The following is a 13006-nucleotide window of genomic DNA, read 5'->3' on the forward strand; positions in this document are numbered from 1 at the left end:
CTCCTCTTACTAAAAATGACCTTCTTGTTATCAAAAATGGTGTCACAATAATCAAAGGAATATCAAAAACACTGCAAAATTTGAGAATTTTATACACCAATGAAAGCTTTTTTATAAGACCTTCATTCAATTTTTATTTGGTTTAAAAAGGGATTTGCGCATACAGTAGAGATACGGATAAAAAGAGAAGTTGATTTTTAATAAAAAACGACGCCAATTTATGAAAACAAGAAAAAGCGACAACCTTTCTCTTTAAACTTCATAATTTCATTTTTGTAAAAACAAAGGAAGCAAGAATGCACGAATTTACCACCCTTCTTGCAAAACATAGAGACACCGTTGAAAAGCGGCTTGATACCCTGTTAAGTGATCAAATCCAAAATGGTGAAATTTCACGCCCTAAAAACTTAATCAAAGCCATGCGTTATGGTGTGCTGAACGGTGGAAAACGCTTGCGTCCTTTTCTTGTAATTCAAAGTGCTGCACTTTTTGATGTCCCTGTAGAACATTCTCTTGATGTTGCATGTGCCTTAGAATGTATCCATTGTTATTCGCTCATTCATGATGATCTTCCCGCTATGGATAACGATATACTCCGGCGTGGAAAACCCACTGTCCATGTAGCATTTGATGAAGCAACAGCAATTCTAGCAGGCAATGCCCTCTTAACATTTGCCTTTGAAATTATTGCTCATAAAGCTAGTATTTTATCTACAGATATTAGAATCAAGCTGATCACGTCTCTTGCACAATCGGCAGGGCTTGGCGGTATGTTAGGTGGACAAATGCTGGACCTTGAAGCTGAAAAAAGACCGCAAGAAAGTACTGACATTATCACTCTACAACACATGAAAACAGCAGCCCTGATAAGCTTTGCTTGCCAAGCAGGTGCCATCATTGGCAATGCATCTAAAGAATTAACTGAAAAGCTTACTGATTTTGGTACCTATCTTGGTTTAGCCTTTCAATTAACCGATGACCTTCTTGATGTCACCGCCAACACGCAAACCCTAGGAAAAACGGCTGGGAAAGATGAAACGGCACAAAAAGCCACTTTTGTTCATCTTTACGGCATTAAAGAAACCCAAAAAAAGCGAGATACACTCATCAGTAAAGCAGAAGCATTCTTACATCCTTTTGGCGCTAAAGCACTCCCCCTCCAACAAGCAGCACACTTTAGTGCAATACGCCAAAATTAAACTTCATCCGCCATATTGTACATAGTGTACACCATCATATTTATTGAATGCATAATAGACTTTTCAAAGAAACGTTACCATTAATCTCCATTATAGTCCTTATCATGAAATGGGTGCGACAAATCTTAAGAAGAATTTCATTAAAACAAGCCGCGTGAATTTATAACACAAATGCATTCTGGGTATCCTATTTTGCATGAAAAATGCCTTCCATTAAAGAATGAAAGAAAATGTGAAACAATGCGCAATCACTATGCTTTAAAAGATATTACCGTAGATGCTTTAAAGCCAAATAAAAAACGACCGAAAGAGGAAAACTCGTTTTCTCCTTTATGTCTTTAATCTTCTAACGATAAGGCAAAAAATAAACAGAATAAGTATAAAACAAGGCATTTTATAAACCCGTAAAAAACAATAAAAGAAGTACAATGCTCTAAGTAAATGCCCTCAGTAGAGAATCGTAATTTTTATGCCTTTCCACGCTATCTTGTTGTAGAAGATCAAATATGGTTATATTCTGTAAATTCACTCGTGTATTGCTTGCTCTCTAAAAACACTTTTACAAAAGTGCTCGTTGTTTAGTTTAAGCATCATTTTTTTGAAGCTCGTATTTAAAATATCAGAAAAAAATGAACATAATGGCTATTTTGATTTTTATGCCACCCTCAAAGAACAAAGTCTTTTAACCTAATCTGCTCTGTAAACAGTCTAGTTTCCTACCGAGTAGGTTTCTCTCGCTTTCTACGCATGCGATTCACTTAAACTAAAGACGCAATAAACAAGACTTAAGAATATTCACCATGCACTTCTTAAAATACTTAATGTATCAAACAGGATACCTTCACCACCCCTCAAATGACAGTATGTTACGGCATAACAGGATAAATAAAACCACTAATTTCAATAGAACGAAAAACCAAAGCAGTATTATTACCGATCTCTCTTTTCTTAGCAAGAAAGATATAACACATTGATTTATAATGATAATTCGTGGTTGTTCAACTTGAATAAGAACCCTGAATATCATAAGATTCTCTCATTTCAAATCTGTGTATGTTAAATCAATCAAATCACTTGCTTGCACGTCACAAGCGGGAAAAGCCGTGTGGGGCAAAACATCAAAGAAAAGACTAAAAAAATGCCTCTTATGAACCGTCTTAAAAGCCAAGGGCTGTCCGCAACATTAGGGGCGAGAAAAGTGAATGATTGTGTCGGCATGCTCCTTCAAAAGCAGAAACATTTTTATTTACAAAATTGTGTAATAACTTCAATTGAATAATAATCATGATCACTGTACAACTTTAATTCGTCACACTCTTTATCTCGTTTATTCAATTCATCGCATAAAAAGAGAATTGATAAGATTAAACAGAGAATGATCATTGCAACAGAAAGATAAAGAAAATCCTTATTATTATATATAATAGCGCAATCTAATTTGTGATAAGTAGTTTTTTCAATCCAAGTGCAAATTTCCTCCTTCAAGTGAAATTTTCTTATTAAAATGAAGAGCATCATTGTAAGTGAGCCTATACCTGTTGTAAAAGCTGGAAAATATGTCCACCTTTTGAAGCCATAATAAAAAAACATGCAACATGGCCAAGAAAATGCCGCGATTATCAAGAGTATTATAGCCATTTAATATCCTTCGAGAGAATTTTTCTCACTACCCATTAAATGTCATTTGTAAATTCTTCTTGGTTTCATCATGTCATATATCGTGTTTAGCTCTATGCAAAAACGCGCTATTTGTTTAGTATTGTCATCATGACCAGCTCTCATACTAGACACAAGGTCAATAATTTGTGTTGTTGGGCTAATACCATTTCCACTTGAAGAATTAAGAAATTTTTTCGCATAATCAATCATGGGGTCGGTAGAATTCATAGACATATTATAAGCCCAGATAAAATCGCTTTCTCTCCAATTATAGTCATTCCGCAAACTGCTTATGACATTGGGTAGCATTGCCCATGACATCTCCTCATTATAATCACCGCGCAATAAATTAACAAAACGTCCACATAAAACAATCAGTATGTGACGATGCCATATAATATCAAATTTGGGCGCTATATTCTGATAGCCACGGCTATAGACGAAATTTCTTGCTTGTTCCTGCTTTTGAAAATGTTCAAAAACCTCGTATTTTTCACTTATATATTCTTCGTAAAGGTTATTGTACTGCTCTAGACTATCTACGCGCGTACATCCCAACAACACGGATACAAAAAAAAAGAGTTATAAATGTTACAATATGCGTTATGGATAACGATTTCACCGCTTTATCTTTTAATAACTACAATTTGTACAGCCTAACAGATTCCTATCAAATATATCAATATGTGCTGGTTTCTTGTGGCTTATTTATAGCAAATTGTACTCAACAATATTTCTGTACTTGGTTTTATTCCCTCTCAAAGAGGGGGCTGTCATTCAAAGTTTCCATAGATAAGTTTACTATCTAGATTAAGAGTATTTTCTAACATCAGAAAATACAGAGCTAACGCCGCAACCAAAGAGAAAATACTCAAAAATGAGAATGAAAGATGTTGTTATCTCAACAAGATGATTGATATTTTAAAGGAGGCAATGGTAAAATCCGCTAAATATACTAACAATAAAATAGATCATCAAAATATCAAAATCGATCATAAGGGAATTCTTATGAGGACAGGCTATAAATTGTCCAACTGTTTAAATTAGCTCTAATGAGATAAAGTGTTACCAGCAAGGAACCAATGAAAATGGGGAAAACTGCTCCATCACCATTCCTTAATAAGCATATAATTCAGCACAATCATTTTCTTTATCAGCGTCCAATCTTATCAGCAACTCTTGGCGCAATATTCATGAGCAGCATTTTTATTTCCTTTTTAACGATTATTACGCCACGCCTACTTATAAGGACAAGCGGATGACTTTGATTGCTTCAACATACATAGATTTTAAATAAGAGTAACTGACACTATTCAGCTTTCTCATTCAACATGCAAAAACAACGATGTGCCTTAATAAATAAAAGCCTTGCCCCACTATGAAACCCTATAAAACACGTATCGTAATAAGTTAATATTTTCACTGAACTTTTTTGAGAGTTCCTTCTAAAAAAAATACCGCCAACAAGTAAATCAATAAATAAATAGCAAAAATATAAACGAGTGAGAAAAAGCCAAATATATTGACCATATACGCACTCATGTAAAAAAATACCAATAAGCTAAATCTCCCAACGGTTGACAAGAAAGATTCATATGTAGCCCTGAAATGATCACTAATACTATCATGCAAAACAACTTCTACACGAAGATATGTATACTTAATGAGATAAAAAATCATACAGACTAAAATGACAGCAATTTCTTTTCTTGGTTCAAAGAAAGCAATGGTAAAAATCAGTGAAGCCGAAAGAAACAACAGTAAAATAAAATTCACTCTTTCACTTAGTTTTGTAAAGAGAAAACTAGCCAAGAGCTGAGAGAGCAATATCAATGAAAATGTCACACCAAGATCAAAATAAGTGACATTAATATCATAATCTTTAAATATCCACTGCCAATATTGCGAGAATATATTGAAAAAAATCAATGAAAAATAAAAGCATAAAGAGATATAAGGAACTTTAATAAAAATAGATAACATCTCCTTAGCTGCACAAATGAGAGAATTCGCTTTATTTGGTTTTTTCTCCCCCTTCAAGTCATCAAGAAAAAACAAACCAAATAGTGTTGTCATCAACATTAAAAACGCCGCGATATACCATATATATTGGCTAGAATAATCAGCAAAATATGCCCCGATTAAACTGAATATAAACATGCCGATGTAATTATATTGAGAGCTGGAACCAAGCACTTTTTTAGTGGATGTCACTTTTGCTTTTGCATATTGAACAAGTAAAGCATTATAAGCCCCAGCAATTAATGTTAGCGATAAGGCATTAAAAGTTTCTGCCAAAAGAAAACCATAAAAGCTTGTAGAAAATCCCATGAGAAAGAGCCATGTAGCAGCAAAAGCAGCTGCCAAAACGATCGATATTTTATAACTTTTTCGATCAGCAAAATATCCCAGAGGAATATCGGTAACCATCATAATAAAAGCCTGAAACGACTTAATGACACCTATATCAATAAGCGTTAAGCCTTTTTCAAGCATATAAAAGACAATAAAGGCGCCAGTTAAAATCCTTATACCATTAAATAAAAAGCCAAACGCTAATATACTTGTCATGCATTCCCCCAATAACGCCCAAAAAGGCACCCGTATACATCATTTATGTCAATATAAAAGCTTATATTTTACGACAAATAGGACTATAATCGCTATAAGGATTTCCAATCCTATCAATTTGATACCCCAAAAAATGCTGGGAAAATGCCTGAAAAATCAATAAACAATGTTCTTTCTATAATTTGATATTTGAAGAATCCGTTAAATATTTTACTGTCTCAAGAGCAGCCAAAAAACCAGCAACAACATTTACGGATCTATTAAAGTATTCATATCGTTTTGCTTAATAGTCTTAACACACTCAAACTCATTAATATCCTTCATAAGCTTCTGATTCTAAAACAGGTATATCATCTGGTTTTACCTAAAATAATAAGCAACCAACAACAGTATTGACCATAGCTAAAGCAGCATACAACAGCACCCTCTTCACATTGAAGACAGCTTGTTTTAAAAAACGACACACCATTTTTACTTCAGCCTTATGCGATTTTTACCTCAACCTTGCCCAAAGCGTGTATGAATATAATCACTCAAAAGTGCTTCAAATTCTTCAGCAATGTGATCACCCCGCAAAGTTTTTACCTTTTGTCCCTCAATAAAAACAGGTGCCGCAGGACTTTCCCCCACTCCAGGCAAAGAGATTCCAATATCCGCATGCTTTGACTCCCCCGGTCCATTGACGATACATCCCATCACAGCAACCTTCAAGCTTTCAACGCCAGGGTATTTTTCACGCCAAATAGGCATATTTTTGTATAAATCTGCTTCAATTTTTTGCGCCAATTGTTGAAAGACCGTTGAGGTTGTGCGCCCACAACCAGGACAAGCCGCAACAACAGGCAAAAATTGCCGAAAACCCATCACTTGCAAAAGTTCTTGCCCCACCTTTACTTCTCGTGTCCGATCACCACCAGGTTTTGGCGTTAAGGAAATTCGTATCGTATCGCCAATCCCTTGCTGTAATAAAATACCCAAAGCCACCGAAGAAGCAACAACGCCCTTTGTTCCCATCCCAGCTTCCGTTAATCCCAAATGAAGAGCATAATCACAACGCGCCGCTAAGGTGGTATAAACAGCAATAAGATCTTGGACGTCACTCACTTTAGCAGAAAGAATAATTTTATCACGTCCCAACCCCATCTCTTCAGCGCAAAGAGCCGATTGCAGAGCAGACTGCACAACAGTTTCCCGCATCACTTCAGCAACCGATAAAGGATTTTCTTGCTGTGCATTTTCATCCATAAGCCGTGTTAACAATGCATTATCAAGAGAGCCCCAATTCACGCCAATGCGAATAGGTTTATGATACCGACAAGCAATCTCAATAATTTCTGCAAATTGACGATCTTTTTTTGCGCCAAAACCAACATTTCCAGGATTGATGCGATATTTTGCAAGCGCCTCAGCACACGCAGGATGCTCAGATAAAAGCTTATGACCAATATAATGAAAATCCCCAACCAATGGTACAAAAAATCCTAACCTCTCCAATCGCTCCCGTATTTTTGGTACAGCAGCGGCCGCTTCATCGCGATCAACAGTAATTCGAACCAATTGTGAACCAGCTTGCCAAAGAGCAGCCACTTGAGCAACAGTTGCATCAACATCAGCGGTATCTGTATTGGTCATTGACTGTACAACTATCGGGCTCTGCCCCCCAATGATCACATCACCAACAGCAACACCAACAGATCGACGACGCTCAAGTGGTTTAGATAAAAAATAGGTCGTATTCATCAAGTCCTCAAATTTTTAAAACCTGCGCTATCAATCATTACTTACATTGACTTCCTCCGCGCTTCAAAGGACGAAAATTACACCGCCCACCAATCTTAACAGATTGCTCTCAAAAGGTTCTACCTACTAACACTGATGCAATTCAACTCATAGGTGGATTCATTCTATAGACGCACCGGATAAGTTCTACTACTTCTGTTCAAGTTTATACTTCTACACTTGGTTGATTCAAAAAGAAACTGAAACCAAACAGAGACAATACTGTATTTTTTAGTTGCATGCCGATACCTTACATCAACGTCACCACAAAACAGTGTTTTACAACACAACAGATAACGCCTAACAAAACACCATTTTTAAAATGCATGAAAGACATCGCCAAATTAATCCAACATATTGATTTATAATAATCTATTTTTTACAAATTTGAATGCTAAACCCAAATATCGTAAGATTTCCTCATTTTAAATCTTCTTAATTGAATCAATCAATACCACTCCCTACAGCCACAAGAGAATATGTAGATAAAAACTCCTTATAAACTATTTCAAGTGCCAAAAGATATCCCAACACTTTAAACAAACAAAAAAATGAAGACATCGCCCACCATCTTTATGATGAATCTTACACCATTTTGTAAAAATTTTTACCTTACATCCTTAACAAAAACCATCATGAAATGAACTCGGACACATTAAAAAATGCCTCATTAAACTCAAACTCTTAATTTTCATCTCACCCACGCGCGGCATTATCAATGCAACTTTTCAATTTTCAAGCCGTTATAGCAAAACCCCAAACACAATTCCAACTGTCACGCAACAATTTAACACATGAAGGAGTCAATAAATGTGTCTATTTTCACCCCATAGAAAAAATGCTAAAATTAAAAAACGTATAGCACAATTAAAAAGAGAGCTGGTCCCCGTAAATCATTGGAGTTTTCAAAATGATAGCTTTGAAAACATTTCTGAGCTGTTTAACACATGGAAACAAAAAGGCCGTCACGCACTTTATCACCTCAACGAACATGCTACAGAATTAAAGAAAAAAGCGAAAGAAAATCCTAAAAAAACCCTCGCATTAGCAGCAGGAATTGTTTTAGTAAGCTTCTTGCTAATCCGTAAACATTAATAACGCAATCAATAACCTTCCCTTTTAATGCCCGATTCAAAGCGGGCATTTTTATGGTTTACAAAATATAAACTTTACGTCTTTCTCCTAACTTTACGCCCTCTCCCAAAAGGATAAGTTTTCCAGCCATCCAGCCAGTCTATAATCCAGCTTTTGTCTATCGGAAACCTATCAACGCATGCGATTCACATCACCACCCCTCAAAGGAAAACATTTCTAAAGGCAACAAACAAGCCCTACAACGAATGTGCTCCCCACACAAACACTTAACGCATCAAAAAGATGCCTGATACCACACCTAAAATGAGGATATTCACGGGACAATAAGATAACAACTCAAATATTCAATCCAAAACTTCCCCCAATTTCCCAGCCTTCCCAAAACTTCATTGTGTATATAGACTAAAAATAAAGAATTAATACTGGAAAAGCTTACACTTTTACTCTATACGCCCCCGATTGTCATTTTAATTGGGGAAAGGGGAGGATATTTTGATATTGAAAACCCACACTCCTCTCACTACCAGGTATTTTTTATAAAAAATACCTTTAGACAAAAGAAATGTTTCTCAACAACAATCATTGCATTTTCCTTTGAATTTCACACGAGCGTATTTGCAATAATTCTTCTATTTTTTTCCAACTCATTTTGCCAAAATATAGAACAGATTAAACAAGAAAAACAACAGCTTGCACATTTTAAAAATCCACTCGATGAAATAAAAAAACGACATGGTTTCTTAAATAAAACATCCGCAGCTCTTCAAAGAACATTCAAAAAGCAAAAGAGTCATGGCCTCCATCGCTCTAATTTTAGTCACTTTCAAAAATTGACAGGTATCAGCAGTAGCAAAAATACTGAAAAGAGGAAAGAAAAATTCTTATACTAAAGAGCCATTAAAAAACGCAAAATCAAAAGCCGCAGTTGATATTTTTGATGAACAAAAAGCCAAAACACAACATAGAACAAGCTATTTACGAAAAAGCGCGTGAAAAACAAAAAAACCATAAAACAGCTTATTGATCAACTTAAAAGTCCTAAAGATACTGATCAAATTCAGCCCATTCAAACACTCTACGCAGCCCTACAGATTCACGAATACGAGTTCTACAAATGAAAGCCTCGGCAATAACCCAACAAAGAAAATTAGAAAACGACACAAAGATTATACCCAACCACTCTATAGTCATTAAACTAAAAAAAATTGTGAAAACGTACGAGTAGCTGATCATGAACTTGCCATAGAACGTCAGAAAAAAGCTGAAGAGGAAGCTAAACGAAAAGCCGAATATGAAAATGGGAAGCTGAAGCTGAAAAACGGAGAGCTGAAAGTGAAGTTAGAGGACGAGCTAAACTTTAAGAATTACAGTGAACATAACAAGAGAATATTCGTAAAATATTTGGAACTGAAAAACAAAAAGAAAACGAAGGCATATTGACCTAGATAGATAACGATTTAGTCCCTTACAAAGACAAATAGACAACACCACACATCTTTCATCGGCTATATCTGCTCCGGTAACTACATTTTATACGCTCTATAGTGTGTCCCCATAAAGTACAATATTATGTATAAGCGTTTTTTAGCTAGATTATTGCGACAGTTTTCAAACTTAGCATCATTGTTATACACACAATACACATTGATAATAACAACACATCTATCAGAGATAGATTTTTCAATGATCTGCCTCACATCATTGCAAATATCACATAAAGAGTACACTCAGATAAAAAGAAGAGCCTCCTTTCCACACCTCAAAAGATGATGTTGCTAGAAACGACAGGCAAAGCTTCCAATACTCCATCCCCCCCTACTGAGTTATTTCAAAAGAAATGGAAGTGAGTAAAGATGCATGCGCTTTAATATTCTAAGGCACATTATTTTACATCATGAAATAGAATAATAAGAAGCTTAAGAGCTTTAAAAGATGTAGTATAGCAAACCAAACGAAATCTTCTAACGTGAATATCCATTTGCTATAAGTAAATGACGCAAAAATTAAACTGAAAAAACCCAAAATTTTATCCTCCAGAATCGACTCGCTGCGAAGTATCTACATAGGTAACCACGGACATGCCAGGAATGAGTTTTTCAATCCCTTCCTGTCCAGGATCTAAAGCAATCCGTACTGAAATACGTTGCGCAATTTTGATAAAATTACCAATTGTCGTATCCGTTTTTAACAATGAAAACTCTGAGCCTGTAGCAGGTGCAAAACGAACCACACGCCCTGTTAACTTTTTGTTGTTCAATGCATCAACAGAAAAAACAACCGGTTGTCCCACACGCATCTGAGAAAGTTGCGTTTCCTTATAATTAGCAATAATCCAAATATCATCAGAAATAACAGAGACCAATTGTGTCCCCGGCATAACATATTGCCCTACCCGCGCTCCAACTAATCCAATATAGCCTGTTCGAGGAGATAAAATCTTTGTATGATCGAGATTAAGTTTTGCCAACTCAACACTCACCTTCGCTCCAGAAATTTCTGACTGTAAACTTTGCCGTTCAAGATCCAATTGTTTTTGCAATTGGCGTTTTGTTTCGAGAGCTGTCAAGAGTTGTGAAAGAGGACGAGAAACAGAACTTGCCGCATCACCAAAACCTAACTTTTTACTATCTGGAACAACATTGGAAAATGCTCGTGAACGCGCCAACTCCACCTCTGCTGTATTAATCTCGCCCTGCAAAAGCTGTGCTTGTAATTCAATACTTGCCAGTTTTGCATTTTTTGAATCGAGAACAGCCTGTGCCCGTGCAAGCTGCTGGCGAAAAAGAGAATCATCGAGCTCAAAGAGCAGCATTCCCTTTTCAACGCGTTGATAATCTTGCACATAAATCCGTGCAATCACCCCAGAGATCTGTGAACTAACCAGAGTAACATTGCCCTTAATGGAAGCATTATCGGTTATTTGAATGTTACTCACAAAAGGAGGAAGTCTCCAAGCCCACAAAATCAGCAAAACACCCGTAATACCCGATAGGAATGCAACAATCGTAGCTTTTGACCGTAATGTTTTTATCATTTTTTTGCACCCCTCTTTCTATGACATTACTCTACTTTTCTAATGCGCGCAAAGAGCATGACTTAACAATCATTGTGACAAGAAAAATAACGAATACAACCATTGAAATATAAAAATAAAGCCGAAAAACGTCATCATAAGCAAAAATATTTGCTGTTAACTTAAATTTCTCTATCAACATAGAAGTACCTTGCTCACTTCTCAAGCCATTGGGAACAGAAACACCATAAGAAGGCGAAAATAAAGTATTCATCTCACCAGAAATAAGCGGATCAGTAATAATAATATTTTGTGTTAAGGACTCAAAGTTTTTATGGGCAAAATAAAACTGTAGGCTGCCAAAAAAAGCCGACCCCATCAATCCCCCTGTCACTTGCGTTAACAAAAAAACAGCAATAAAACTTAAAACGTAACGCGGTCCTCGCTCACCAGCGATCACAAACCCTTTGAAAAGAGCAGGAGGCAAAAAAAGTGCATAACTAAAACTCACCAACCCTTGGCTCAACATCATATCTTTCGGACGCGTTAAATAGTTTACATGACTGTCTAAATAAGCTCCCAACGCCAAACAACCTAAAGATAACAAATAAAAATAATCCTCACGCCCCGCCCGTAAAAAAAAGACACAAACAGCCCCCCCTAACAGAATCCCTAATGTCACCGCAAGATACATGGGCGCCATCTCACGATTGAGCAAACCAAAAAGATTAAAAAACCCTACGGGCAAATTTGACCGCTCCAATAAAAAAACATGAAAGATCAATAAAATAAAAACAGATTGGATCATTTCTTTACTGAAAATCCAACGTAAATCAATCAACGGTTTTTCTCTATTAAGCTCAATAATAATAGCAATAGCCAACGAGAAAATAGCAAGTGCGAGCCCCCAACCAATCCATGGTGCTTCATACCACCAATACAATATGCCAACAGACATGATCACAGCATTTAATCCAAGACCAAGAGCAATCAAACCATAGCTTATCCAATCTAATTTTTGAATAACCTTACTACGCACAACAGGAGTAAGAGGCAAAGTATAGATACAGACCAAGCTGATAAGAACCAACCCCATTTCCAGAGCGGAAAGACTGGAAAAACCACCATTTTCCAGCAAATCAGGAGAAATCAAACGTGATAAAGGTGCCGCTAAAGCCGCATTCATATAATTCAAACTAAGACCAATAGTAAACTTCTTTGCTGGAGCAAAAGCCTCCATCATATAAAGCAGCGCAAGCGAAGCCAAAGGAGCAGCAGCAATCCCAGCAAAAAAGCGAATAATCAATGCAGAACGCAAATCCGTAACAAAGAGCTGCAACACGCAAACCAAAACAAAGCCAAGAATTGATAATTCAGCAAAAGCGCGTAGCCCAAATTGATAGCGGATTTTGATCAACATAATCGCTACACTCACATTTGGCGCCATATAGGCCGCTACCAGCCATGTCGTCTCGGCCAAAGTTGCATGAAAATCACCCGTAAGATGGACAATATTAGACTGAACAATATTAGCCCCTAAACCATAAGCCCATTGCAAAATAAGAGAAGCCAAAATATAAACAAAGCACTTTGGCAAAGGTCCCGCAAAGACACGACCAGGACGAGGAAAGGGTTTTGCGCTCCTTTTAGCAGACACAACCGTACTCTTTTTTCCGCTCATGTCACCTTT

7 protein-coding genes are annotated in these 13006 nt (G+C 36.5%); 2 read left to right on the forward strand and 5 right to left on the reverse strand.

Annotated elements, in window-relative coordinates; translation table 11 throughout:
- Positions 1-296: 296 nt before the first annotated feature.
- Complete coding sequence (locus tag ACFIK0_RS02875) at positions 297-1199, forward strand: polyprenyl synthetase family protein (protein WP_273790503.1); 903 nt, start codon at positions 297-299, stop codon at positions 1197-1199.
- Between the two features lie 1680 nt (positions 1200-2879).
- Here the strand turns inward: ACFIK0_RS02875 and ACFIK0_RS02880 are convergent.
- The 3 genes from ACFIK0_RS02880 to ispG form a co-directional block, all read right to left on the reverse strand.
- Complete coding sequence (locus tag ACFIK0_RS02880) at positions 2880-3422, reverse strand: hypothetical protein (RefSeq protein ID WP_375663458.1); 543 nt, start codon at positions 3420-3422, stop codon at positions 2880-2882.
- Positions 3423-4277: 855 nt separating this feature from the next.
- Positions 4278-5429 carry an MFS transporter gene (locus ACFIK0_RS02885; protein WP_375663459.1) on the reverse strand — a complete coding sequence of 384 codons (1152 nt, stop codon included), beginning with the start codon at positions 5427-5429 and terminating at the stop codon, positions 4278-4280.
- A gap of 498 nt (positions 5430-5927) precedes the next feature.
- Complete coding sequence (gene ispG, locus ACFIK0_RS02890; RefSeq protein ID WP_273790506.1) at positions 5928-7169, reverse strand: flavodoxin-dependent (E)-4-hydroxy-3-methylbut-2-enyl-diphosphate synthase; 1242 nt, start codon at positions 7167-7169, stop codon at positions 5928-5930.
- An 849-nt stretch (positions 7170-8018) separates the two neighbouring features.
- Between ispG and ACFIK0_RS02895 the strand changes: the two genes are divergently transcribed.
- The gene (locus tag ACFIK0_RS02895; protein ID WP_273790507.1) at positions 8019-8303 is read left to right on the forward strand and encodes a hypothetical protein; all 285 of its coding nucleotides are present in this window, start codon (positions 8019-8021) and stop codon (positions 8301-8303) included.
- 2026 nt (positions 8304-10329) lie between these two features.
- Here ACFIK0_RS02895 and ACFIK0_RS02900 read toward each other — a convergent pair.
- Entirely contained in the window at positions 10330-11337 is a 1008-nt protein-coding gene (locus ACFIK0_RS02900) for an HlyD family secretion protein (protein WP_273790508.1), read from the reverse strand.
- 31 nt (positions 11338-11368) lie between these two features.
- Entirely contained in the window at positions 11369-12997 is a 1629-nt protein-coding gene (locus ACFIK0_RS02905) for an MFS transporter (protein ID WP_375630912.1), read from the reverse strand.
- Positions 12998-13006 lie beyond the last annotated feature (9 nt).

It is taken from the genome of Bartonella sp. CL63NXGY (assembly GCF_042194905.1).
Lineage (GTDB): Bacteria > Pseudomonadota > Alphaproteobacteria > Rhizobiales > Rhizobiaceae > Bartonella.